Below are 23,800 nucleotides of genomic sequence, written 5' to 3'. Positions count from 1 at the left end.
GTGTCCGCTTTTTTGAACCCGTACCAGTATTCGTCCAGTGCCCCGCCCGCGGTAACCCCCGCAGCGTTAAGACCTTGTTTAGGAGTTGAAGATCGGTTTAACAACGGTTGTACCGGGCCGCGATTAAATCGAACACCAGTTCGATATACTCGGGTCTGTGGGCTGGTTCAACGGGCCGCCGAGTTGGGCGGAGATGGAGCGGGTGCTCGACAGCAAGCCGCGCCGCGCCGGCGAGTCGCCGGCCCCGGAACCAGACGGACCGCTGTCGCGCGGGCGCGCGACGTACCGGCCGCCGGACGAGGGCCGGGCGGCCCGTTCGTCGGTTCCCTATGCCGAATTGCACGCGCATTCCGCGTTCAGCTTCCTGGACGGGGTGAGCACGCCCGAGGAGATGGTCGAGGAGGCCGCCCGGCTGGACCTGCGCGCCCTGGCGCTCACCGACCACGACGGGTTGTACGGGGCGGTGCGGTTCGCCGAGGCGGCGGCCGAACTCGACGTGCGCACCGTGTTCGGCGCCGAACTGTCTTTGGGCCCCAGTGCGCGCACCGAGGCGCCCGACCCGCCCGGCCCGCACCTGCTGGTGCTGGCCCGCGGCGCCGAGGGGTACCGGCGGCTGTCGCGGCAGCTGGCCGTGGCGCATCTGGCCGGCGGCGAGAAGGGCAAGCCCCGCTACGATCTCGACGCGCTGACCGAGGCCGCCGGCGGGCACTGGCACATCCTGACCGGTTGCCGCAAAGGCCATGTCCGCCAAGCGCTTTCCGACGGCGGGCCGGACGCGGCGGCGCGGGCGCTGGCCGATCTGGTGGACCGGTTCGGCGCGGCGCGGGTCAGCATCGAGCTGACCCGGCATGGCCAACCGCTCGACGACGAACGCAACGCGGCGCTGGCCGCGCTGGCCCCGCGCTTCGGGGTCGGCGTCGTCGCCACCACCGGCGCGCATTTCGCCGGGCCGTCGCGGCGCCGGCTGGCCATGGCGGTGGGCGCCATCCGGGCCCGGGAGTCGCTGGATTCGGCCGCCGGATGGCTGGCCCCGCTGGGCGGTTCGCACCTGCGCTCCGGCGAGGAGATGGCCCGGCTGTTCGCGTGGTGTCCCGAGGCGGTGACCGCCGCCGCCGAGCTGGGCGAGCAGTGCGCGTTCGGGCTGGCGCTGATCGCGCCGCGGCTGCCGCCGTTCGACGTGCCCGACGGGCACACCGAGGACAGCTGGCTGCGGCAGTTGACCATGACCGGGGCGCGCGACCGCTACGGGTCACCCGAGCGCGCGCCGCGGGCCTACGCCCAGATCGAGCACGAGCTGAAAGTCATTGCGCAACTGCAGTTTCCGGGCTATTTCCTGGTGGTGCACGACATCGCGCGGTTCTGCCGGGAGAACAACATCCTGTGTCAGGGCCGGGGATCGGCGGCCAACTCCGCGGTCTGCTACGCCCTGGGCGTCACCGCGGTGGACCCGGTGGCCAACGAGCTGCTGTTCGAGCGCTTCCTGTCGCCGGCCCGCGACGGGCCGCCCGACATCGACATGGACATCGAATCCGACCAGCGCGAAAAGGTGATCCAGTACGTCTACGACCGCTACGGCCGCGACTACGCCGCCCAGGTCGCCAACGTCATCACCTACCGGGGAAAGATCGCGGTGCGCGACATGGCCCGCGCGCTGGGCTATTCGCAGGGCCAGCAGGACGCGTGGAGCAAGCAGATCAGCAGCTGGAGCGGGCTGGCGGATTCCCCGGACGTGGAAGGCATCCCGCCGCAGGTGATCGATCTGGCCAACCAGGTCCGCAACCTGCCGCGACACCTGGGCATTCATTCGGGCGGCATGGTGATCTGCGACCGCCCGATCGCCGACGTGTGCCCGGTGGAGTGGGCCCGGATGGAGAATCGCAGCGTGCTGCAGTGGGACAAAGACGACTGCGCGGCAATCGGTTTGGTGAAGTTCGACCTGCTCGGGCTGGGCATGCTCTCGGCACTGCACTACGCCATCGACCTGGTGGCCGAGCACAAGGGGATCGAGGTGGACCTGTCGCGGCTCGACCTGTCCGAGCCGGCGGTGTACGAGATGCTGGCCCGCGCCGATTCCGTCGGCGTGTTCCAGGTGGAGTCGCGCGCGCAGATGGCCACCCTGCCGCGGCTGAAGCCCCGGGTGTTCTACGACCTGGTGGTGGAGGTGGCGCTGATCCGTCCCGGGCCCATCCAGGGCGGGTCGGTGCATCCCTACATCCGGCGGCGCAATGGGGTGGACCCGGTACTCTACGACCACCCGTCGATGGAGCCGGCGCTGCGAAAGACGTTGGGGGTGCCGCTGTTTCAGGAGCAGCTGATGCAGCTCGCGGTGGACTGCGCCGGGTTCTCCGCCGCCGAGGCCGATCAGCTGCGCCGCGCCATGGGGTCCAAGCGCTCCACCGAGCGGATGCGACGGCTGCGCGGCCGGTTCTACGACGGCATGCGGGCGCTGCACGGCGCCCCTGACGAGGTGATCGACCGGACCTACGAAAAGCTGGAGGCGTTCGCCAATTTCGGCTTCCCGGAAAGCCATGCGCTGAGCTTCGCGTCGCTGGTGTTCTACTCGTCGTGGTTCAAGCTGCACCACCCCGCGGCGTTCTGCGCGGCGCTGCTGCGCGCCCAGCCGATGGGGTTCTACTCGCCGCAGTCGCTGGTGGCCGACGCCCGCCGGCACGGCGTGACGGTGCACGGCCCGGACGTCAACGCCAGCCTGGCGCACGCCACGCTGGAGAACGCCGGCACCGAGGTGCGCCTCGGCCTGGGTGCCGTCCGCCACATCGGCGACGACCTGGCCGAAAAGCTGGTGCAGGAGCGAAAGGCCAACGGCCCGTTCGCTTCCCTGCTGGACCTGACCGCCCGGCTGCACCTTTCGGTGCCGCAGACCGAGGCGCTGGCGACCGCCGGGGCGTTCGGCTGCTTCGGGATGTCGCGGCGCGAGGCGCTGTGGGCGGCCGGGGCGGCGGCCACCCAGCGGCCGGACCGGCTGCCCGGGGTGGGTTCGTCCTCGCACATCCCGGCGCTGCCGGGGATGAGCGAGCTGGAGCTGGCCGCCGCCGACGTGTGGGCCACCGGCATCTCCCCGGACAGCTATCCGACCCAGTTCCTGCGCGACGACCTGGACGCGATGGGGGTGGTGCCCGCGGCGAGGCTGGGGTCGGTGCCCGACGGCGACCGGGTCCTGATCGCGGGCGCGGTGACGCATCGGCAGCGGCCCGGCACCGCGCAGGGGGTGACCTTCCTCAACCTCGAGGACGAGACCGGGATGGTCAACGTGCTCTGCACCCCGGGGGTGTGGGCGCGGCATCGCAAGCTGGCCAACACCGCGCCGGCGTTGCTGGTGCGCGGGCAGGTGCAAAACGCCAGCGGCGCCATCACCGTCGTCGCCGAACGGTTGGGCCGCATCACCCTGGCCGTCGGCTCGCGCTCCCGCGACTTCCGCTGACCGGCCCGCCGAACGTGCACTGGCGGCGAAAATTTCGCGTGAACGTCACCGTGAGTGCACGTTCGGTGGCGGCGGGCCGACCGACGGGCCGGCCGGTCGGCCGACGGTAGTCTCCAAGCATGACCCTGAACCTGTCCGTCGACGAAGTCCTGACCACCACCCGCTCGGTCCGCAAGCGGCTCGACTTCGACAAGCCGGTGCCCCGCGAGGTCCTGATGGAATGCCTGGAACTGGCGCTGCAGGCGCCCACCGGGTCCAATGCCCAAGGCTGGCAATGGGTTTTCGTCGAGGACGCCGACAAGAAGAAGGCGATCGCCGACATCTACCTGGCCAACGCCCGCGCCTACCTGAGCCTGCCCGCCGCCGAGTACCCCGAGGGCGACACCCGCGGCGAGCGGATGCCCAAGGTCAAGGACTCGGCGGTCTACCTCGCCGAGCACATGCACGAGGCGCCGGTGCTGCTGATCCCGTGCCTGGAGGGGCGGGTGGAGAACGCGCCGCTGGGGCTGAGCGCGTCGTTCTGGGCGTCGCTGTTCCCGGCCGCGTGGAGCTTCTGCCTGGCGCTGCGCTCGCGCGGGCTGGGCACCTGCTGGACCACGCTGCACCTGATCAACGACGGCGAGAAGCAGGCCGCCGAGCTGCTCGGCATCCCGCACGACCGCTACAGCCAGGGCGGGCTGTTCCCGATCGCCTACACCAAGGGCACCGACTTCCGCCCGGCCAAGCGGCTGCCCGCCGAGCAGGTCACGCACTGGGACAGCTGGTGAATCCGCGGCGATCGCAAGCGCGGCGCAGCCGGGCGAAGCGGGACGCCGCGATGAAATCAGGTCGCCCCGGCGTAGCCGTGCTGCCGCCACGCCTCGTAGACGGCGATCGCCGCGGCGTTGGACAGGTTCAGTGAGCGCCGCCCGGCCAGCATCGGGATGCGCACCTGGGTGGTGACGTGCGGGTCGGCCAGCGTGGCCGCGTCCAGCCCGGTGGGTTCGGGGCCGAACATCAGCACGTCGCCCGGCCGGTAGCGCAGCTCGGCGAACGACGCGGGGGCGTGCGAGGTGAACGCGACCACCCGGGCCGGCGTCAACGCGTCCCACGCGGCGGCCAGCGAGGCGTGCACGGTGACCGAGGCGAGGTCGTGATAGTCCAGCCCGGCCCGGCGCAGCTTGGGTTCGGACAGGTCGAAGCCCATCGGCTCGACCAGATGCAATTCGCAGCCGGTCGCCGCCGCCGTCCGGATGGCGTTGCCCGTGTTGGGGGCGATGCGCGGGGAGACGAACATCAGCTTGAACACAACGCGATAATGGTCGCATGGTCGAGCAGAGCATCTGGATGCAGAAGGTCGCTGCCGATCCCGGGCATTCGCACTGGTACATCGAGCGCTTCCGCGCCATGGCCCGCGCCGGCGACGACCTGGCCGGCGAGGCCCGGTTCGTGGACGCCATGGCGCCCCGGGGCGCCCGCATCCTCGACGCCGGCTGCGGACCCGGCCGGCTGGGCAGCTACCTCGCCGCGGCCGGCCACCAGGTGGTCGGCGTCGACGTCGACCCGGCGCTGATCGAAGCCGCCGAGCACGACCATCCCGGGCCGCGCTGGCTGGTCGGCGACCTCGCCGAGCTCGACCTGCCCGCCCGCGGCATCACCGACCCGTTCGACGTGATCGTCTCGGCCGGCAACGTGATGACGTTCCTGGCGCCCAGCACCCGTGTGCTGGTGCTGAGCCGGCTGCGCGCACACCTGGCCGCCGACGGCCGCGCCGCGATCGGCTTCGGCGCCTACCGCGAGTACGAGTTCACCGACTTCCTCAACGACGCGGCCGACGCCGGGTTCGCCCCCGATCTGCTGCTGTCCAGCTGGGACCTGCGGCCGTTCACCGAGGACTCCGACTTCCTGGTCGCCGTGCTGCGCCCGGCCTGACCTTCCGCCCGCCGCGGTGTTTGCCAGGGCCGACGACGGCCGGGCGGCGCCACCTTGGAGGGACCTGTCTGCTCAGTGACGATTCTGGTGGCCTGGCCCGCGGGCTGTCATACTCGTCGGGTTGCCACACTTACGCACACGCCGATCTGGCGCGCGGCGGGCGAAATGGCGAAATAAAGCAGGAAGTTTCATGAGCCTCGGGTTTGTTTCAGCGCTGAGCGCAGCGGCCGGTCGCGCGGCCGCGACGACGTGACCATGTTCAGCCGCCCGGCCGAACCGGCCGCGGCGGAAGCCCCCGGGCCCGCACCGCTGGGCGGCGGCGCCGTGCCGGCCAAACGCCCGCCGGCCTGGTCGCTGAGCAACTGGCCGGTGCGGTGGAAAGTGCTGGCCATCGTCCTGGTTCCGCTGATGCTGGCGACGGTTTTCGGGGTGCTGCGCATCCACGGCGCGATGGCCAACGCGGCGGGCCTGCGGCTGGCCGCCGCCCGCGCCGACGTCGTCCCGGCGATCACCAAGTACATGTCGGCGCTGGACGTCGCGCTGCTGGCCGGCTCCGCCGGGCGCGACGCCGAGGGCGCCAAGAAGAACTACGAGGCCCGCAAGAACGAACTGCAGACCCGGCTGGGCGACACCGACGTCACCGACGACGTCCGCGCCGGGGTGAACAACCTGCTGGACGCCGGCCAAATGCTGGTGAACAAGGTGGCCGAGGGCAGCCTCGGCCTGCGGGAGCGGGTGACCTTCTACGCGCCGATCCTGTTGACCGCCGAAAACGTCATCAACGCGTCGGTGCGGGTCGACGACGAGCGGATCCGGGCGCAGGCCCAGGGCCTGAGCCGGGCGGTCGGCGCCCGCGGGCAGATGACCATGCAGAAGATCCTGGTCACCCGGGGAGCCGAGCTGCCCGAGCCGCAGCTGCGCACCTCGATGGCGACCCTGGCCGGCACCGAACCGTCGACGCTGTTCGGCATGAGCGAGGTGCTCGGCGCCGGATCGCCCGAGGCCAAGACGCTGCAACAGCAGATGGTCAGCCGGATGGCGATCATGTCCGACCCGGCCAGCGTGCTCGTCGACAACCCCGACCTGCTGCGCTCGATCCAGACCACCGACGACATCGCCGACCAGGTCATCAAGAGCACCACCGCGTCGGTGACCAAGTCGGTGCACGCGCAGGCCGCCGAACGGCGCAACTCGGCCATCCTGGACACCGCCCTGGTGCTGGCCGCCATCGTGATCGCGCTGGCGGTGGTGCTGCTGGTGGCGCGGGCCCTGGTGCGGCCGCTGCGCACGCTGCGCGACGGCGCGCTTAAGGTGGCCCACACCGATCTCGAGGAGGAGATCGCACACGTGAAAGCCGGTGGGGCCGAACCGATTCCGGCTCCGCTGCCGGTGTACACCACCGAGGAGATCGGCCAGGTCGCGCACGCCGTGGACGAGCTGCACACCCAGGCCCTACTGCTGGCCGGCGACGAGGCGCGGCTGCGGCTGCTGGTCAACGACATGTTCGAGACCATGTCGCGGCGCAGCCGCTCGCTGGTCGACCAGCAGCTGGCGCTCATCGACCGGCTGGAGCGCAACGAGGACAATCCCGAACGGCTGGACAACCTGTTCCGGCTGGACCATCTGGCGGCCCGGCTGCGCCGCAACAGCGCCAACCTGCTGGTGCTGGCCGGCGCGAAGCTGGCGCGCGACCAGCGCGATCCGGTGCCGCTGGCCACCGTGATCAACGCCGCGGTGTCCGAGGTGGAGGACTACCGCCGGGTCGAGATCGCCGGGCTGCCCGAGTGCTCGCTGCTCGGGGCGGCCGCCGGCGGCGCCATCCACCTGTTCGCCGAGCTGATCGACAACGCGCTGCGGTACTCGCCGCCGACCACCTCGGCCCGGGTGTCGGCGTCGCGCGGCGGTGACGGGGGAGTGGTGGTGCGCATCGCCGACTCCGGCCTGGGGATGAACGACGCCGACCGGCGCATCGCCAACATGCGGCTGCAGGCCGGCGGCGACGCCAACCCCGACCCGCATCCCGAAAACGCCCGGCATCTCGGCCTTTTCGTGGTGGGCCGGATCGCGGCCTGGCACGGGATGCGGGTGGGGTTGCGCGGCCCGGCGGCCAACGAATCCGGCTCGGGCACCACCGCCGAGGTGTACCTGCCGCCGACGGTGCTCGCCGGCCGGGTCGTCGCCGAGCCGTCCGGGCCCCGGCACATCCGGGCGGTCTCGTCGCCGAGCGCCAAACTCGCCAGCGCCATCGCCGCACCCGCCGAGGAGGGCGGCCGGCACGACGGCACCCAGCAGCCGGCCGCGCGCGGCACCCGCAACGCCGGCGACGCGTCCACACCGCCGGTCACCCTGCTGCCCCGCCGCAATCCTGGGTCCAGCGGCATCGCGGATGTTGCCGCGGTTCCCGCCCCGCCGGCCGAACCGCAGCCCCGCCGGCAGCGCCGTGAGCTGGCGAAGCCCTGGTGGGAGGCCAGCCCGGCGCCCAGGCCGGCCCCGGAACGGGCGCCCGAGCCGGCCCCCGAACCGCAGCAGCCGGCGCCCCGGCCGGCCCGCGCGGCGTCGGACACCTCGGCCTTCTTCGCCGCCCGCCCGCGCACCGAGACGCCGCCCGAGGCGCCCCCGAAACCTGCCCCGAAGCCGAAGCCCGACGCCTCCATTCCGCCCGCCGCCAGCACCGGCCCGGCCGACGACGACGTCATCTACCGGCGCATGCTCTCGGAGATGCTGGGCGACCCGCACGACCTGGTCAACAGCCCCGACCTGGACTGGCAGTCGGTGTGGGACCGGGGCTGGACGCTGGCGGCCGCTGCCGAGGACAAGCCCGTCGAGTCGCACACCACCGACCACGGCCTGCCCGTGCGCACCCCCGGCGCCCGGCTGGTGCCGGGTGGCGCCCACGGGGCCGCGGCCGAACCCGACGACGAGCCGGGGCTCAACGGCCGCTCACCCGCGCCGCGCCGGCCGCAGCACGCGGCCGTCGCCCGCGACCCCGAGGCGGTCCGCGCCTCGTTCAGCAGCCATTTCGGTGGCGTGCGCACCGGACGGTCGCACGCCCGGGAAAGCAGCGAAGGACCCGACCAACAATGACCGCACCCGACAATTCCTGGTCTGCAGCCCCGGACCGGTCGCTGGACTGGTTGGTGACGAAGTTCGCCCGCGAGGTCCCCGGCGTCGCGCACGCGCTGCTGGTGTCCGTCGACGGGCTGCCCGTCGCCGCCAGCGAACACCTGCCGCGCGAACGCGCCGACCAGCTGGCCGCCGTCGCCTCCGGGCTGGCCAGCCTCGCAACGGGCGCCGCCCAGCTGTTCGAGGGCGGGCAGGTGCTGCAGTCGGTGGTCGAGATGTCCAACGGCTACCTGCTGCTGATGCAGGTCGGGGACGGCTCGCATCTGGCCACGCTCGCCGCGGCGTCCTGCGACATCGGTCAGATCGGCTACGAGATGGCCGTCCTCGTCGAGCGGGTGGGCGGGGTGGTGCAGTCCACCCGCCGGTCCAGCGTCTCGTGAGCGCCCGATGGACACCCCCGAGACCTGGCCGACCTCCCGCAGCGGGAATCTGGTCCGGCCGTACACGCTGACGTCGGGGCGCACCGACACCACCGTCGACCTGCCGGTGGAGGCGCCGATCCAGACGTTGCAGGCCGGCCTGACGCACCGGTGGCCGCCCGGCGACGCGCGCGGCAGGATCGTGCGGCTGTGCCTGGACAGCCCGTCGGTCGCCGAGATCTCGGCCCGGCTGGACCTGCCGCTGGGCGTGGCGCGCGTCCTGGTCGGCGATCTGGTGTTGTCCGGCTACCTTCGGGTGCACAAGACGTTGTCCGAGCGTTCGACCAGGGATGAGCGCCACGAACTGATAGGAAGGACCCTGCGTGGCTTACGCGCACTCTGACGTGCAGCTTGACTCCGGCGACCACGCGTCGACCAAGATCGTGATCGCCGGCGGATTCGGCGCCGGCAAGACCACGTTCGTCGGGGCGGTGTCGGAGATCATGCCGCTGCGCACCGAGGCCATGCTCACCGACGCCTCGACCGGCGTGGACGCGCTGGAGGCCACGCCCGACAAGCGGACCACCACGGTGGCGATGGACTTCGGCCGGATCACCCTGGCCGACGATCTGGTGCTGTACCTGTTCGGCACGCCGGGGCAGCGCCGGTTCTGGTTCATGTGGGACGACCTGGTGCGCGGCGCGATCGGCGCGGTGGTGCTGGTCGACTGCCGGCGGCTGCAGGACAGCTTCGCCGCCGTGGACTTCTTCGAGCACCGCAACCTGCCGTTCCTGGTCGCGGTCAACGAGTTCGACGGGGCGCCCCGCTACCCGGTCGAGGAGGTGCGCGAGGCGCTGACGCTGCCGCCGCACATCCCGGTGATCACCGTCGACGCCAGGGACCGCCGGTCGGCGACCGACGCCCTGATCGCGGTCAGCGAATACGCGCTGGCCAGCCTGTCGGCCAATTGACCGCGTGGGTCGACCGCGAATTCGAGCGGCACGATTTCACCGACGAGGACCTGGTCGGGCTGTCGACCGAGCGGGTGGTGTTCACCGAATGCAATTTCAGCGGCGCCAACCTGGCCGAGTCGCGGCACCGCGCGTCGGCCTTCCGCAACTGCACCTTTCGTCGAACATCGTTGTGGCACAGCACTTTCGAGCAGTGCACCATGCTGGGGTCGGTGTTCGAGCAGTGTCGGCTGCGGCCGGTGACGTTCGACGAGGTGGACTTCACGCTCGCGGTGCTCGGCGGCAACGACCTGCGCGGCGTCGATTTGAGCGGGTGCCGGCTGCGGGAGACCTCGCTGGTGGAGGCCGACCTGCGCAAGGCGGTGCTGCGTGGCGCGGACCTGCGCGGCGCGCGCACCGCCGGCACCCGGCTGGACGACGCCGACCTGCGCGGCGGCGCCGCGGACCCGGCGCTGTGGACGACGGCGTCGCTGGCCGGGGCCCGCGTCGACGTCGACCAGGCCGTCGCCTTCGCGCTGGCGCACGGGCTGCGGCTGGACGGCTAGCGAGTCAACGCCGCAACCGGATGCGCCAGCGCACCAGCGCGGCGTAGCCCACCGAGAGCACCGCCAGCATGGCCATGTCGAACAGCCAGGCCGTCGCGGTGTGCTGGAAGTGGCTGTCCCGCGGGCTCTGCGGGCCGGGTGACACCGTCCACAGGTCCACCGTCGCCGCCTGCGCCGCATAGCCCCACCGGGACGGCACCAGCCAGGACAGCTGGTCGAGGAAGACCCGGCGGGTGACCGGCACCATGCCGCCGCACAGCACCATCTGCATCATCAGCGACACCACCAGCAGCGGCATGATCTGCTCGTGCGACCGCGCCAGCGCCGAGAGCAGCAGGCCCAGCATCGCCGCGGCCACGCACGTCGCCGCCACCGCGACGAACAGCTCGAAGGTGGCGTTACCCAGCAGCACGGCCGGCCGCGTCGGCGGCCCCTTGCCCAGCACCACGATGGCGGTGGCGACGGCCGCCTGCGCGACGGCGAACACGCAGAACACCACGATCTTGGCCAGCAGGTAGGCGGTGCTGGACAGCCCGACCGCCTGCTCGCGGCGGAAGATCGGCCGCTCGCCGATCAGGTCGCGGATGGTCAGCGCCGTGCCCATGAACGCGGCGGCCATGGTGAGCAACGTCAGGATGGTGCCGGCCTCGCCGGCCGACTCGCCGGCCGGATCGGCGTAGCCGAACCCGGCGCTGCCCGGCACGGTCAGCGACAGCGCGCCCATCACGAACGGCAGCACCGCCAGGAACAGGAAGTAGGCGCGGTCGGCGACCACCAGCCGGACCTGACGGCGGGCGATGGTGAAGAACTGGCGGCGCTTGCTGGTCTGCGCCGGGGCGCCCAGCTCGGCCGGCGCCTCGGTCCGCGCGGGCGGCGGCGGCCGGTTCTGGGCCAGAAAACGGCGGTTGGCCTCGTCCGGGTCGGCGCCCACCTTGGCGAAGATGTGCGCCCAGTTGGTGGTGCCCATCGCCGGGCCGATCTGGCCGGGCGGGCCGAGGAATGCCGTCTTGCCGCCCGGCGCCATCAGCAGCACCTGGTCGCAGACGTCCAGGTAGGTCAGCGAGTGGGTGACCACCAGCACCACCCGGCCGGCGTCGGCGAGCTGGCGCAGCATGGTCATGACCTGCAGGTCGAGTGCCGGGTCCAGGCCCGACGTCGGCTCGTCGAGGATCAGCAGCGACGGCCCGGTGAGCAGCTCCAGCGCCACCGACGCCCGTTTGCGCTGGCCGCCGGACAGTCGGTCCACCCGGGTGTCGGCGTGCTCGGTCAGGCCCAGCTCGTCGAGGACCTGGGCGACCACCTGGGCCCGGTCGGACTTGCTGGTGTCGGGCGGCAGCCGCAGTTCGGCGGCGTAGCCGAGCGCCTGGCTGACCGTGAGCTGGCGGTGCACCACGTCGTCCTGCGGCACCATGCCGATCCGGGTGCGCAGCGAGGCGTACTCGGTGTGGATGTCGTGGCCCTCGAACGTCACCGAGCCGGAGGTGGGGGTGGCATACCCGGCGATCAGCCGCGACAGCGTGGTCTTGCCCGCGCCGGACCCGCCGATCAGCGCGGTCAGGGTGCCGGGGCGGGCGACCAGGGAGATCCGTTCCAGCAGCTGCTTGCCGTCGACGCCGAAGTTGACCTCGCGCACCTCCAGGCCGCCGGCGCGGGTGGCCGCCTCCTGGCGGCGGACCAGCATGCCGCCGGTGAACACCAGGTCGACGTTGCCGATGGTGACCACGTCGCCGTCGGACAGCGCCGCCGCACCGACCCGCACACCGTTGACGAAGGTGCCGTTGCTGCTATTGGCGTCGCGGATCTCGGCGCCGGTCGGGGTCGGGGTCAAGAAGGCGTGATGACGGGAGGCCAGCACGTCGTGGATGACGATGTCGTTGTTGAGGGCGCGCCCGATCCAGGCGGCCCGCCCGGGCGTCGGCCGGCGATCGGCGTCGGGACCCGGGACGCTGACCCAGGTGGTCGGGAACTCCCCGCTGCCGCCGGTCCTGCCGGTCTGGGTGCGCGGCGGCGGCCCGGGCTGCGGCACCCCGCGCGTCGCGGCGTCCGGCGGGACGGCGCTGCGCTGGGTGTCTCGGCGCCGGAACGAGCGCGTCGGCGGCTGCCCGGGCGGTTTCGGCTGCCGGGGCGGCGGCGGGAGCAGGCCGACCGCGCCGGTGTGCTGGCCGATTTCGAACGTGATGCGCGGGCCGTCGGGTTTGCCGATGTTGATGGTCTGCCCGTCCTGGATGTCGACCGCCGGCACCCGCCGGCCGTCCACATAAACCCCGTTGAGCGTGTTGTTGTCCACCGCCCGCCAGCGGCCCTGCTCGAAGCGCAGCAGCACGTGCGCCCGGGCGATCAACGGGTGCGCCACCCGCAGGTCGGCGCGCAGGTCGCTGCCGACGACCACGTCACGGCCCGCGGCGAAGCTGCCTTCGGAGCGGTCGGATCGGGCAGTCAGCACGGGCTGCGCGGAGCGAGTCATCACACCCAGATTAGGGTTCGCGGCCGGCCGGCCGGCCTCAGCGTTTCAGCCGGATGTGCCAGCGCACGAAGCCGGTGTAACCGATCGACAGCAGCGCCAGCATGGCCATGTCGAACACGAAGATGTGTTTGGAGTGCTGCCATATCGGGTCGTTGGTGGGGATCTGCTTGACCTTGACCAGCGACGGGAAGTCGATCGAGGAGGCGCCCGCGGCATAGCCCCACCGCGCCGGTGTCAGCCAGGCCAGCTGCTCGAGGCCGATGCGCTGGTAGACCGGGATCATGCCGCTGGAGAACACCAGCTGCGACATGATCGACACCACCAGCAGCGGCATGATCTGCTCGTTGGACTGCGCCAGCGCCGACAGCAGCAGGCCCAGCATCGCCGACGCGATACAGGTGCCCGCCACGGTGACGAACAGCGAGAACGTCGAGTTGCCGAAGAACTGCGGGTGCGCGGTCGGCGCGCCCTTGCCCAGCCGCACGATGATGGTCGCGATCGCCGCCTGGGCGGTCGCGAAGACGCAGAACACCGCGATCTTGGCCAGCAGATAGGCGGTGGTGGACAACCCCACCGCCTGCTCTCGTCGGAAGATGGCCCGCTCGCCGATGAGATCTCGGATGGTCAGCGCGGTGCCCATGAACACCGCACCGATGTTCAGCAGCACCATGATGTACTGCGGCTGCGTGGGCGCGGGTCCGAGCGGGTCGGCCGGCCCCAGCCCCGGATGCGGGCCCTTCACCGTCAGCGACAACGCGCCGATGAGGAACGGCAGCACCGCCAGGAAGATGGTGTAGCCGCGGTCGGAGACCACCAGCCGGACCTGGCGGCGCGCGATCGTCGACAGCTGCCGCCACAGGTCGGTCTGCGGGGGTTCCCCCAGGTCCGCCGGGCTCTGCGGCGTCGGCGGCTGCGACGACTGCTGGTTGCGCTCCTTGAAGCGCCGGTTGGCCTCGTCCGGGTCGGCGCCGACCTTGGCGAAGATGTCGGCCCAGTTTCGGGTGCCCAGCGCGGGCTCGACCTGGTCGGGCGGCCCGCAGAAGGCGGTCTTGCCGCCGGGGGCGATCAGCAGGATCTGGTCGCACACGTCCAGGTAGGACACCGAGTGGGTGACCACCAAAACCACCCGCCCGGCGTCGGCGAGCTGGCGCAGCATCAGCATCACCTGGCGGTCCAGCGCCGGGTCCAGGCCGGACGTCGGCTCGTCGAGCAGCAGCAGCGACGGCTGGGTGAGCAGCTCGAGGGCGACCGAGGCGCGTTTGCGCTGCCCACCGGAGAGCTTGTCCACCCGCGTTTCGGCGTGCTGGGTCATGTCGAGTTCCTCGAGCACCTGGGCGACGACGCGGGCCCGTTCCTCTTTGCTGGTGTCGGGCGGCAGCCGCAGTTCGGCGGCGTAGCCGAGCGCCTGGTTGACCGTGAGCTGGCGGTGCACCACGTCGTCCTGCGGGACCATGCCGATCCGGCTGCGCATGGATGCGTATTCGGTGTGGATGTTGTGGCCCTCGAAGGTCACCGTGCCCGACGTGGGGGTGGTGTAGCCGACGATCAGCCGCGACAGCGTGGTCTTGCCGGCGCCGGAGCCGCCGATGATGGCGGTCAGCGTGCCGGGCCGGGCGGTCAGCGAGATGTGGTCGAGCAGCTGCTTGCCGTGGTCGACGGTGTAGCAGACGGAGTTGACCTCCAGCCCGCCGCTGCGGGTGGCCGCCTCGGTGCGCCGGATCAGCCCGTCCCGGGTGAACACCAGGTCGACGTTGCCGATGGTGACCACGTCGCCCTCGGTGAGCACGGCCGAGCCGACCCGCACGCCGTTGACGAAGGTGCCGTTGACGCTGTGCGCGTCGCGGATCTCGGTGCCCAGCGGCGTCTGGATCAGAAACGCGTGATGGCGGGACGCCAGCACGTCCTGGATGACGATGTCGTTGTCGGTGGCCCGGCCGATGGTCTGCGACCCGGCCGGCTTCTGGATCGCGCCGGACCGCGACGGCATCAGCGCCTGGAACATCTTGGTCGCCAGGTTGGCCACCTCGGGCGGCTTGGAAGCCGCGGGCGCCATCTGGGTGTGCGGGGCCGCCGGGGCCGGCGCGACGGGCGGCGGGGGCGGCGCGGCGGGCGGGTAGCCGCCGGGTGGGCGGCCGCCGTACATGGTCTGGCCCGGCGGGCCGGGGCGCGGCGCGGGCTGCGGGCGCCGCGGTGGCGCGGCCCAGTTGGGGGTGCGCCCGGCCGGCGGGGGCGGGGCGGCGACCGGCGGCGCCGGTTGGGCCGACCAGGCCGCCGGTGCGGGCGGGTGGGCCGCCACCGGTATGCCCATCGACTCGGTGCGGGGCGGGCGTCCGGCCATGCCTTGGTGGCGGCCGACGTCGAAGGTCAGCAGCGGGCCGTCCGGGTTTCCGATGTTGATGGCGCACCCGTCGTGGATCTCGACCACCGGCACCCGGCGGCCATTGACGAAAGTTCCGTTGAGCGAACCGTTGTCGATGGCCAGCCACTTGCCCTGGTCGTAGCGCAGCAGCAGGTGGGCGCGCGAGATCAGAGGGTGCGTGATGCGCATGTCGGCTCGCAGATCGCGCCCGACGACCACGTCGTGGCCCGCGGCGAAGGTACGTTCCGAGCCTTCGTGATGGACGGTTAGCGCTGGCGGGGCTGGTGCTGACATCGCCACAACTGTAGCTTGCAGCGCTGTGGATTAAGTTGCGGCGCTGGTGTGCCGGTCGGGCGCACCGGTGACCACGCAGTGCGTTCGGCTGTAGATGGTGGGCATGCACTGATTGCAGTGCGTGCACGCCGAATGCACCCGGTGCGCGGCGTCCTCGGCGGCGATCCGGTTGATCAGATCCGGCTCGGCCAGCAGCGCGCGGGCCATGGCGACGAATTCGAACCCTCCGCCATCGCCAGGTCCATCGTCTCGCGATTGGTGATGCCGCCCAGCAGGATCAGCGGCATCTTCAGCTCGGCGCGAAACAGCTTGGCGTCCCGCAATAGATACGCCTCGCGGTAGGGGTATTCGCGCAGGAACTTCTTGCCCGTCATGCGCATGCCCCAGCGCAGCGGCGGCTTGAACGCGCCGGCGAACTCCTTGAGCGGCGCGTCGCCGCGGAACAGGTACATCGGGTTGACCAGCGAGCTGCCCGCGGTGAGCTCGATCGCGTCCAGGCCGCCGTCGGACTCCAGCCACTTGGCGGTGGTCAGCGATTCCTCGGTGCTGATGCCGCCGCGCACTCCGTCGGCCATGTTCAGCTTGGCCGTCACCGCGATGGGCGTGCCCTCCTTTTCCACCGCCCGCCGCACGGCCATCACCATGCCGCGGGCCACCTTCGCCCGGTTCTGCAGCGACCCGCCGAACTCGTCGTTGCGGCGGTTGATCAGCGGTGACAGGAACGAACTCGCCAAATAGTTGTGGCCCAGGTGGATTTCGACGGCGTCGAACCCGGCCTCGATGGCCAGCCGCGCGGCGTTGGCGTGCGCGGCGATCACCTCGTCGATGTCCTCGCGGGTCGCCTTCTTGGCGAACCGCATTCCGATCGGGTTGAAGAACCGGACCGGCGCCAGCGCCTGCGCCTTGTTGGACCTGGCGTTGGCCACCGGCCCGGCGTGCCCGATCTGCGCGCTGACCGCCGCGCCCTCGGCGTGGATCGCGTCGGTGAGCCGGCGGAACCCGGGCACGGCCTCGGGCCGCATCCAGATGCCGTTGCCCTCGGTGCGGCCGCCGGGGGAGACGGCGCAGTAGGCGACGGTCGTCATGCCGACGCCGCCCGCGGCGGGCAGCCGGTGGTATTCGATGAGGTCGTCGGTCACCAGCGCGTCCGGTGTACGCGCCTCGAAGGTGGCGGACTTGATGATGCGATTGCGCAGCGTGATCGGACCGAGCTTGGCGGGGCTGAACACGTCCGGAGGGGTGGGCATATCGGGGAGCCTAATGGCGATCGCAAGCGCGGCGGAGCCGGGCGCAGCGGGTCGCCATCATCGAGGTCTGCCAGACTGTCAGCGTGGGAGCAATCACACTGGACGGCAAGGCCACCCGCGACGAAATCTTCGTCGACCTCAAGCAGCGGGTCGCCGCGTTGACCGCGGCCGGCCGCACCCCGGGTTTGGGCACCATCCTGGTCGGCGACGACCCGGGCTCGCAGGCCTACGTGCGCGGCAAGCACGCCGACTGCGCCAAGGTGGGCATCACCTCGATCCGCCGCGACCTGCCCGCCGACATCAGCACCGCCGCGCTCAACGACACCATCGACGAGCTGAACGCCAACCCCGAATGCACGGGGTACATCGTGCAGTTGCCGCTGCCCAAGCAGTTGGACGAGAACGCGGCGCTGGAGCGGGTGGACCCGGATAAGGACGCCGACGGCCTGCACCCCACCAACCTGGGCCGGCTGGTGCTCAACAATCCGGCGCCGCTGCCGTGCACGCCGCGCGGAATCGTGCACCTGTTGCGCCGCTACGACGTCGAGATCGCCGGGGCGCACGTGGTGGTCATCGGCCGCGGTGTGACGGTCGGTCGTCCGCTGGGGCTGCTGCTGACCCGGCGTTCGGAGAACGCGACGGTTACGTTGTGCCACACCGGAACTCGTGATCTGCCGGCGTTGACCAGGCAGGCCGACATCATCGTGGCCGCCGTCGGGGTTCCGCACCTGCTGACCGCCGACATGGTGCGCCCGGGGGCCGCGGTGCTCGACGTGGGGGTCAGCCGGGTCGACGGCAAGCTCGCCGGCGACGTGCACCCCGACGTGTGGGAGGTGGCCGGTCACGTGTCGCCGAATCCCGGCGGCGTGGGCCCGTTGACCCGGGCGTTCCTGTTGACCAACGTCGTCGAGCTGGCCGAGCGGGAATGACCGCACGCACCCTGATGCGGGCTCAGTGGCCGATTCTGTTGGTGGGCTTGATCTTTGCGGTGGCGCTGGCCTTGGTGGGTGCCAACTTCTGGCGCCGCGGTTCACTGCTGCTAGGCATCGGGGTGGGGGTGGCGGCGCTGCTGCGGCTGGTGCTGTCCGAGGAGCGTGCCGGGCTGCTGGTGGTGCGCGGCAAGGGAATCGACTTCGTCACCACCGCGATGGTCGGGGCGGCGATGGTCTACATCGCCTGGACCATCGACCCGCTGGGCACCGGCTGACGTTTCGAGCGTTGGTCCGCGTCGAACGTGGGCTTTAGGTACGACTTTTCGTCATTTTTCGTCCGTGGCCCACACGCTCGGCGCGCCTCGATCAGAAGCTCGGCAGCTGGCCGGGCATCGTCGGCAGTTGGCCCGTCTGGCCCGCCATGCCCGGGATCTGGTCGGCCATCGCGGGAAGCTGCCCGGGCATTCCCGGAACCTGCGGCATGGCGCCGGACAGGTTGCCGCTGGCGATGTTCGCCATCTCCTGGGGGCAGTACGTCTGGATCGCGATGGTGGTGAACATGCGGGCCATCGTGGGGGACATGCCCCGGCCGGCGACGCTGGATGCCACCGCGGCGAAATTGCCGCCCGGCTGCGACAGCATCGGGCAGACCGACTCGCCGACGGCCATCGCGTTTCCCGGTTCGCCGAAGTCGATGCCGGCGTGGTTGAGCGCGTCGATGAAGTCGTCGCCGTTTCCCTCCGCCCCGGCCGGCGCCGCGAACGCCGACGCCACCGTGAGCAGGCCGGCGGCCGCGGCCAGCAGCCGAATGGTGAAGGGCTGGTGGCGCAAAACCCAGATCCATTGATGAGTTCGTGCAAGTGCCTTCACGCCAGCCTCCCCGTCCGCCTGGAGTGCACCGACGGCACTCGAATCACGCCCTACGAACTCTGAGCCATCACTGTCACGTTTACGACACGGTGGGATAAAGGTTCGCACAATAAGCGTTTCGTAAGGCCGCGGCGTCGGCGAGGTGGATTATTGGCCGGCCCGCAAGTCGGTTGCCGGGCAATTGATTCGCCGCCGTTATTGGCGCAACCACTGCTCGACGACCGCGGCTCCCTCGGCGCCGCGGGCCGGTGAAATCCCTTGTGTCACTTTGGTTTCTGTGGTCACATTGCGGGGTTTTTTGAGTTCCTAAGGGGAGTCAAGCTACTTCGGTGGGTTTTATGCTGGGGTGGACGGGCCGGTGAATTGGAGCGCGTAGCGACTCCTGTTGTTCCCGGCCCGTCCTGCCTTTTTGGCGCTGGGAGTAGCGCTTGGAGGCAGCGTTGATGCGAGTCTTCTTGTCGACGGTGTGGTGGGCGCGGACGATGCGGCGTCCTTCTTCGAAGGTGATGGGTCGTCCGTCGGTGTCGCGCAGCACGTAGTGCGCTCCGGCGCGCCAGCAGGTGGCGATGCGGGTGAGCAGGATGGTGGCAATGTGGCAGATCGCCGAATCGTGGTGGCGCTCGGTGCTCATCAGGCGTTTGTATTTCGCGGCCAGTTGCGGGTCGCTCTTGCGGGCTTGGTCAGCGGCGGCGAAGAGGGCTTCGCGCAGCAGCGGGTCACCGGCTTTGGTGAGTCCGTGGCGCTGTTCTGCTTGTCCGGACTGGTTGACCTTGGGGACGAGGCCGGAGTAGGCGCGGATGGCGGCTAGGGAGTGGAACCGGTGCGGGTCGCCGATGCGGCCGGCGATGACCGCACAGGTGACGGGCCCGACGCCGGGTGCTGAGGCGATGATGCCGCGCGGGTCGGCCTCGGCGTAGAGGTTGGCGGCGCGCTCGTCGAGGTCGTCGATCTGCTCGGTGAGCATCTGGGCTTGCTCGGCTTCGGTAGCGATGTCGGCGGCCAGTTCGGCGAAGTCGATGCGGGCATTAGCGCCAGATCCCCATAGCTGCAGCGATTCTTGGGCGGCGGTCAACAGCAGGGTGGCGTGTGGTTCGCGCCAGGCGCCGCGGGAGTGGCGGATCAGGAAGCGGGTCAGGCGGGCATGGCCGAGACGGATCAGGCTGTGCGGGTCGGCGTAGCGGGCCAGCAGTGCCAGCGCGGCCTTGCCATAGTTGGATCCCAGCGCGTCGTACCAGGCTGGACCGAGGAGCTCGAGCTGGGCGTCAAGGCGCTGGAAGACTGCGGTGCGGCGCTTGACGATCGAGGAGCGGATCTTGACCAGGCGCCGCAGCGGTTCGCCGGGCCCGTCGCCGCTGTGGTCACGCAGCCCCTCTGGATGCAGCAAGGGCAACCGGGCCAACAGCTTGGAGTCCAGATGGTCATTTTTGGTGTGCTTGGAGTAGTAGGCGCGCAGGTCTGCTGACTGGGTGGTGGGCACCATCGAGATCCGGGCGCCGTGATGACGAAACCAGGATGCCAGCGGAACCCATGCGTTGCGGGTGGGCTCCATCACCACCCGCACGGTGTCTTGCTCGCTGAGTCCGATTACTTTCCAGAGCTTTTCGAGGTCGGCGGGCCGGGTGAAGAACTTTCGTCCGGTCCACACATACGTCCCATCGGGACGGGCCAGCGATGCTTGATGAGCAGCCCGGCACGCCACGTCGATACCCAAAATCAGTTCCACGCACATCCTTTCGACGGATCCAGGTCAGTCCCCGGCTCCGACGGGCATGGCCCAGACATTCCGCAAGCAGAAGTCCGCTCCCGAGCGGCTCCAAGTTCCCGAACAGGGACACCGGTCGGCACCTGAGACGCGCCGCGGACGACCACTCAAAAATCAGGAATCACCAGGTGTTCCGGTCGGTGGCCTCGGCCGTCCGCGGACGCCCACTAAACCTAAATGTCGGTGGGCTCGCCTAGTTTGCGAGGTATGAGTAGTGATCGGGAGGCGGTGTCGGCGGCGTTCGACGCCATCGATGCCGCCTTGGACGATCTGCTCGACTGCGACTACGCCGCGTTGGCCACGCGCGAGAAGTTGGCGTTGCTGACCCGCTGCGAGGAACTGCGCCGGCGGCTGCCCGCGGTCGAGCATCCACTGATCAACGCGCTGGCCCGCGACGCCAGCCCGGCGGAGTTGGGTGGCCGGCTTTCGCACGCGATCGCCGAGGCCACCCTGATCAGCCGCGCCGAGGCCGCCCGGCGGGTACACACCGCCGCCGACCTGAGCCCCCGCGTCGGGCTGACCGGGGAACCGTTGCCGCCGCTGCTGGCGGCCACCGCCGCGCGGCAACGAGAGGGGTCGTTGGGTCCCGAGCAGGTGGCCGTGATCCGTAAGTTCTGCCACCAGCTGCCCGGCTGGATCGACCAGGCAACCCGCGAGCGCGCCGAAACCGACCTGGCCAGGGAAGGCACCCGGTATCGGCCCGAACACCTCGCCGCGTTGGCCGGCACGCTGGCCGATTGCCTCAACCCCGACGGCCTCTACCGCGACGAAGACCGCGCCCGCCGCCGCAGCCTCACCCTCGGCAACCAACACGCCGACGGCATGTCCGAACTCCGCGGACTACTGACCCCCGAACTACGTGCCACCCTCGAAGCCGTGCTGGCCAAACTCGCCGCCCCCGGCATGTGCAACCCCCTCGACGAAAACCCGTGCGTGGACGGCACGCCTACCGAGCAGGCCATCGACGGGGACACCCGCTCGGCGGCCCAGCGCAACCACGATGGGCTGCTGGCCGGCCTGCGCGCCCTGCTGGCCTCAGGAAACCTCGGCCAACACAACGGGCTACCGGCCTCCATCATCGTCACCACCACCCTGGCCGACCTCGAAACCGCCGCCGGGCGGGGCCTCACCGGCGGGGGCACCCTGCTGCCCATGTCCGATGTGATCCGGCTATCCCGGCACGCCCACCACTACCTCGCGATCTTCGACCACGGCAAAGCCCTGGCCCTGTATCACACCAAACGCCTGGCCTCCCCCGCACAGCGCATCGTGTTATACGCCAAAGACCGCGGCTGCACCGCCCCCGGCTGCACCGTCCCCGGCTACTACGCCGAAGTGCACCACTGCACCGACTACGCCACCTGCCACACCACCAACATCAACGACCTGACCTTCGCCTGCGGACCCCACCACCGCCTCCTGCAACCCGGCGCCTGGACCACCCACAAAAACACACGCGGCGAAACCCAATGGCTCCCACCACCCCACCTAGACCGAAACCAACCCCGCACCAACACCTTCCACCACCCCGAAAAACTCCTCCGCGGGGAGAACGGGGGTGAAGACGACGACGGCGACGACGACGGGGACGAACCCGATTGACCCGGCGCTCAGCCGGCCAGCGTCGCCCGGGTGCACCGGGTGACATAGGGCAGCGCCAGGCCGGTCGAATTCGCCAGCGCCGGATGCGTGGCCAGCAGGTGGCGGACCTGGTCCAGGGTTCGGGTGCGCACCTCGGTCGGCGAGGTGATGCAGTAGCTGCGCGACGCCACCAGGTCGATCAATGCTTGCGGCGTAAGGTAATTCGTCCACTCGACCTCATGGTGCGCCAGGTCGGTGAACGGCTCGGGCAGCACCACGTGGGTGCGGCCGTCGCCGTCGCTTCCGATGATGCGGCCCAGTTCGCGCACCCAGCCCAGCCGCTCGTCGCGGGTGTTCCACACCAGGCCGAGCCGCCCGCCGGGCCGCAGCACCCGGGCCACCTCCGGAATCGCCCGCTCCGGATCCACCCAATGCCAGGCCTGCGCCACCAACACCACGTCAACGCTGTTGTCTTCCAACGGGATTTCTTCGGCGGTGCCCAGCAGCGCCCGGGTCTCGGGCAGCGAGCTCCGCAACACCTCCAGCATGTCCGGAATCGGGTCGACGGCCACCACGTCCAGGCCGCGTTCCACCAGCCGAGTGGTCAGCTTGCCGGTGCCCGCGCCGAGGTCGAGCACCTGACGCGCGCCGACCGGCAGCAGCCAGTCGATCGCCTCCGGCGGATAGGAGGGCCGCCCACGCTCGTAGGCTGCGGCCGCCGAGCCGAACGAGAGGGAGCGGTCGTGGCGCGAGCGGGTCACCGGCGGGTCGTGCCTTTCCTGCTCCCCGGGCCGGCACCGCCCGGGCCGGCGCTCTGCGAACCGGCCAACAGCAGTGTCTTGCGGATCATTTCGCCGACCGCCTCGGACTCCACCAGGAACCCGTCGTGCCCGCAGATGGAGTCGACGACCTGCAGCTCGGCGCAGCCCGGCAGCTGCTCGGCCAGCTCCTGCTGCAGACGCAGCGGGTACAGCCGGTCCGACGTAATGCCGCCCACCACCACCGGCACCGGGCAGCTGCGCAACGCCTTGCGCACCCCGCCGCGGGCCCGGCCGACGTCGTGACTGTTCAGCGCCTCGGTCAACACCACGTAGCTGCCCGCGTCGAACCGCTCCACCAACTTGACGCCCTGGTACTCCAGATAACTCTGCACCGCGTACCGGCCGCCGTTGGCGGGATCCTCGTCGAGCTGCGCGTCGTTGCCGAACCGGGTGTCGAGCTCGACCTCGCCGCGGTAGGTCAGATGCGCGAAGCGCCGCGCGATCGCCAGCCCGGCGTCGGGCGTGCGCCCGGTGTCGTGATAATCGCCGCCCTGCCAATTCGGATCGGATTTGATCGCCGCGATCTGGGTGCACTGGGTGCCGATCTGATCGGCGGTCGCGCGCGCGCCCACCGCCAGCAGCAGCCCCGCCCGCACCCGGCTCGGGTGACCGACGATCCATTCCAAAGCCCTTGCGCCGCCCATGGATCCACCCACCACGGCGGCCACCTCGTCGATGCCCAGCGCGGCCAGCGCCGCGATGTCGGCCTCCACCTGGTCGCGAATCGAGATCCGGGGAAACCTTGAGCCCCAAGGCTTTCCGTCGCGGGTCCGCGAGCTCGGGCCGGTGGAACCGCGGCAACCCCCCAGCACGTTGGTGGCCACCGCGCACCAGCGGTCGGTGTCGATCGGCGCGCCCGGCCCGACCATCTCGTCCCACCAGCCGCCGGTGGGATGCCCGGGCCCGGCCGGCCCGGTGACATGTGAGTCACCGGTCAGCGCGTGCAGCACCACCACCACGTTGTCCCGCGTCGGCGACAACTCGCCCCAGCGCTGCACGGCGATGTGCACGTCGTCGATCACCGCGCCGGCCTCAGTGGTCAGCGAGCCGATGTGGACGAAGCCGATTTCGCCTTCGTCGGGCAGCGTCTGGGTGGGAACGTCGGGGATGGTCATGGCCGGG

The 23,800-nt window shown here is 70.8% G+C and carries 18 protein-coding genes and 1 pseudogene; 11 read left to right on the top strand and 8 right to left on the bottom strand.

The window, feature by feature from the left end; translation table 11 throughout:
* Positions 1–157: 157 nt before the first annotated feature.
* Together MAA44156_RS18780 and MAA44156_RS18775 are read left to right on the top strand one after the other, a co-directional pair.
* The gene (locus tag MAA44156_RS18780; protein ID WP_009978863.1) at positions 158–3,439 is read left to right on the top strand and encodes an error-prone DNA polymerase; all 3,282 of its coding nucleotides are present in this window, start codon (positions 158–160) and stop codon (positions 3,437–3,439) included.
* A gap of 119 nt (positions 3,440–3,558) precedes the next feature.
* Positions 3,559–4,206, top strand: a complete 648-nt coding sequence (locus MAA44156_RS18775; protein ID WP_009978862.1) for a nitroreductase family protein — start codon at positions 3,559–3,561, stop codon at positions 4,204–4,206.
* Between the two features lie 56 nt (positions 4,207–4,262).
* On the opposite strand, the gene MAA44156_RS18770 is transcribed toward MAA44156_RS18775, so the two are convergent.
* The gene (locus MAA44156_RS18770) at positions 4,263–4,727 is read right to left on the bottom strand and encodes a tRNA (cytidine(34)-2'-O)-methyltransferase (protein ID WP_009978861.1); all 465 of its coding nucleotides are present in this window, start codon (positions 4,725–4,727) and stop codon (positions 4,263–4,265) included.
* 17 nt (positions 4,728–4,744) lie between these two features.
* Here MAA44156_RS18770 and MAA44156_RS18765 point away from each other — a divergent pair, with 17 nt between their 5' ends.
* The 6 genes from MAA44156_RS18765 to MAA44156_RS18740 all read left to right on the top strand — a co-directional run bounded on the left by MAA44156_RS18765 (position 4,745) and on the right by MAA44156_RS18740 (position 10,348).
* The gene (locus MAA44156_RS18765; protein WP_009978860.1) at positions 4,745–5,350 is read left to right on the top strand and encodes a class I SAM-dependent methyltransferase; all 606 of its coding nucleotides are present in this window, start codon (positions 4,745–4,747) and stop codon (positions 5,348–5,350) included.
* A gap of 255 nt (positions 5,351–5,605) precedes the next feature.
* Complete coding sequence (locus MAA44156_RS18760; RefSeq protein WP_205590179.1) at positions 5,606–8,434, top strand: sensor histidine kinase; 2,829 nt, start codon at positions 5,606–5,608, stop codon at positions 8,432–8,434.
* The gene (locus tag MAA44156_RS18755; RefSeq protein WP_009978855.1) at positions 8,431–8,853 is read left to right on the top strand and encodes a roadblock/LC7 domain-containing protein; all 423 of its coding nucleotides are present in this window, start codon (positions 8,431–8,433) and stop codon (positions 8,851–8,853) included. The genes MAA44156_RS18760 and MAA44156_RS18755 overlap by 4 nt, the downstream gene beginning before the upstream one ends.
* A gap of 7 nt (positions 8,854–8,860) precedes the next feature.
* A complete protein-coding gene (locus tag MAA44156_RS18750) occupies positions 8,861–9,235 on the top strand; it encodes a DUF742 domain-containing protein (protein WP_003874386.1) in 375 nt (124 codons plus the stop codon).
* Complete coding sequence (locus tag MAA44156_RS18745; protein ID WP_003874387.1) at positions 9,216–9,803, top strand: GTP-binding protein; 588 nt, start codon at positions 9,216–9,218, stop codon at positions 9,801–9,803. Before MAA44156_RS18750 ends, MAA44156_RS18745 begins: the two co-directional genes overlap by 20 nt.
* Entirely contained in the window at positions 9,800–10,348 is a 549-nt protein-coding gene (locus MAA44156_RS18740) for a pentapeptide repeat-containing protein (protein WP_009978854.1), read from the top strand. Before MAA44156_RS18745 ends, MAA44156_RS18740 begins: the two co-directional genes overlap by 4 nt.
* A 4-nt stretch (positions 10,349–10,352) precedes the next feature.
* Here the strand turns inward: MAA44156_RS18740 and MAA44156_RS18735 are convergent, their stop codons facing one another.
* From MAA44156_RS18735 to MAA44156_RS18725, 3 genes and pseudogenes are all read right to left on the bottom strand, one after another.
* Positions 10,353–12,812 (bottom strand): ATP-binding cassette domain-containing protein, encoded by a 2,460-nt coding sequence (locus tag MAA44156_RS18735; protein ID WP_029248596.1) that lies wholly within the window; start codon positions 12,810–12,812, stop codon positions 10,353–10,355.
* Between the two features lie 37 nt (positions 12,813–12,849).
* A complete protein-coding gene (locus MAA44156_RS18730) occupies positions 12,850–15,465 on the bottom strand; it encodes an FHA domain-containing protein (RefSeq protein ID WP_033726039.1) in 2,616 nt (871 codons plus the stop codon).
* Between the two features lie 30 nt (positions 15,466–15,495).
* Positions 15,496–16,712, bottom strand: a pseudogene (locus tag MAA44156_RS18725) (NADH:flavin oxidoreductase).
* 83 nt (positions 16,713–16,795) lie between these two features.
* Between MAA44156_RS18725 and MAA44156_RS18720 the strand changes: the two are divergent.
* Both MAA44156_RS18720 and MAA44156_RS18715 read left to right on the top strand, forming a co-directional pair.
* The gene (locus tag MAA44156_RS18720; RefSeq protein ID WP_009978848.1) at positions 16,796–17,641 is read left to right on the top strand and encodes a bifunctional methylenetetrahydrofolate dehydrogenase/methenyltetrahydrofolate cyclohydrolase; all 846 of its coding nucleotides are present in this window, start codon (positions 16,796–16,798) and stop codon (positions 17,639–17,641) included.
* Entirely contained in the window at positions 17,638–17,919 is a 282-nt protein-coding gene (locus MAA44156_RS18715) for a DUF3017 domain-containing protein (protein WP_003879003.1), read from the top strand. Before MAA44156_RS18720 ends, MAA44156_RS18715 begins: the two co-directional genes overlap by 4 nt.
* Before the next feature lie 91 nt (positions 17,920–18,010).
* Here the strand turns inward: MAA44156_RS18715 and MAA44156_RS18710 are convergent, their stop codons facing one another.
* Together MAA44156_RS18710 and MAA44156_RS18705 are read right to left on the bottom strand one after the other, a co-directional pair.
* Positions 18,011–18,514, bottom strand: a complete 504-nt coding sequence (locus tag MAA44156_RS18710; RefSeq protein ID WP_029248595.1) for a DUF732 domain-containing protein — start codon at positions 18,512–18,514, stop codon at positions 18,011–18,013.
* A gap of 316 nt (positions 18,515–18,830) precedes the next feature.
* Positions 18,831–20,243, bottom strand: coding sequence for an IS110 family RNA-guided transposase (locus MAA44156_RS18705; protein ID WP_080555769.1), 1,413 nt, complete (start codon positions 20,241–20,243; stop codon positions 18,831–18,833).
* A gap of 240 nt (positions 20,244–20,483) precedes the next feature.
* On the opposite strand from MAA44156_RS18705, the gene MAA44156_RS18700 reads away from it, so the two are divergent.
* Positions 20,484–21,878 (top strand): HNH endonuclease signature motif containing protein, encoded by a 1,395-nt coding sequence (locus MAA44156_RS18700; protein WP_156649251.1) that lies wholly within the window; start codon positions 20,484–20,486, stop codon positions 21,876–21,878.
* Between the two features lie 8 nt (positions 21,879–21,886).
* Here MAA44156_RS18700 and MAA44156_RS18695 read toward each other — a convergent pair whose 3' ends face one another.
* Together MAA44156_RS18695 and metX are read right to left on the bottom strand one after the other, a co-directional pair.
* Entirely contained in the window at positions 21,887–22,618 is a 732-nt protein-coding gene (locus MAA44156_RS18695; protein ID WP_009978843.1) for a class I SAM-dependent methyltransferase, read from the bottom strand.
* On the bottom strand, positions 22,615–23,793 hold the full coding sequence (gene metX / locus MAA44156_RS18690) for a homoserine O-acetyltransferase MetX (RefSeq protein ID WP_009978842.1): 1,179 nt from the start codon (positions 23,791–23,793) through the stop codon (positions 22,615–22,617). Before metX ends, MAA44156_RS18695 begins: the two co-directional genes overlap by 4 nt.
* Between the last annotated feature and the right edge of the window lie 7 nt (positions 23,794–23,800).

Source organism: Mycobacterium avium subsp. avium (assembly GCF_009741445.1).
GTDB classification, from domain to species: domain Bacteria; phylum Actinomycetota; class Actinomycetes; order Mycobacteriales; family Mycobacteriaceae; genus Mycobacterium; species Mycobacterium avium.
This window is presented reverse-complemented; position numbering and strand designations above follow the sequence as displayed.

Bases quoted from the DNA above. Each gene is read 5' to 3' on its own strand.
- MAA44156_RS18775 (WP_009978862.1), top strand. From the start codon at position 3,559: ATGACCCTGAACCTGTCCGTCGACGAAGTCCTGACCACCACCCGCTCG.
- MAA44156_RS18765 (WP_009978860.1), top strand. From the start codon at position 4,745: ATGGTCGAGCAGAGCATCTGGATGCAGAAGGTCGCTGCCGATCCCGGG.
- MAA44156_RS18760 (WP_205590179.1), top strand. From the start codon at position 5,606: ATGTTCAGCCGCCCGGCCGAACCGGCCGCGGCGGAAGCCCCCGGGCCC.
- MAA44156_RS18755 (WP_009978855.1), top strand. From the start codon at position 8,431: ATGACCGCACCCGACAATTCCTGGTCTGCAGCCCCGGACCGGTCGCTG.
- MAA44156_RS18750 (WP_003874386.1), top strand. From the start codon at position 8,861: ATGGACACCCCCGAGACCTGGCCGACCTCCCGCAGCGGGAATCTGGTC.
- MAA44156_RS18735 (WP_029248596.1), bottom strand. From the start codon at position 12,812: ATGACTCGCTCCGCGCAGCCCGTGCTGACTGCCCGATCCGACCGCTCC.
- MAA44156_RS18730 (WP_033726039.1), bottom strand. From the start codon at position 15,465: ATGTCAGCACCAGCCCCGCCAGCGCTAACCGTCCATCACGAAGGCTCG.
- MAA44156_RS18715 (WP_003879003.1), top strand. From the start codon at position 17,638: ATGACCGCACGCACCCTGATGCGGGCTCAGTGGCCGATTCTGTTGGTG.
- MAA44156_RS18705 (WP_080555769.1), bottom strand. From the start codon at position 20,243: ATGTGCGTGGAACTGATTTTGGGTATCGACGTGGCGTGCCGGGCTGCT.
- MAA44156_RS18700 (WP_156649251.1), top strand. From the start codon at position 20,484: ATGAGTAGTGATCGGGAGGCGGTGTCGGCGGCGTTCGACGCCATCGAT.
- metX (WP_009978842.1), bottom strand. From the start codon at position 23,793: ATGACCATCCCCGACGTTCCCACCCAGACGCTGCCCGACGAAGGCGAA.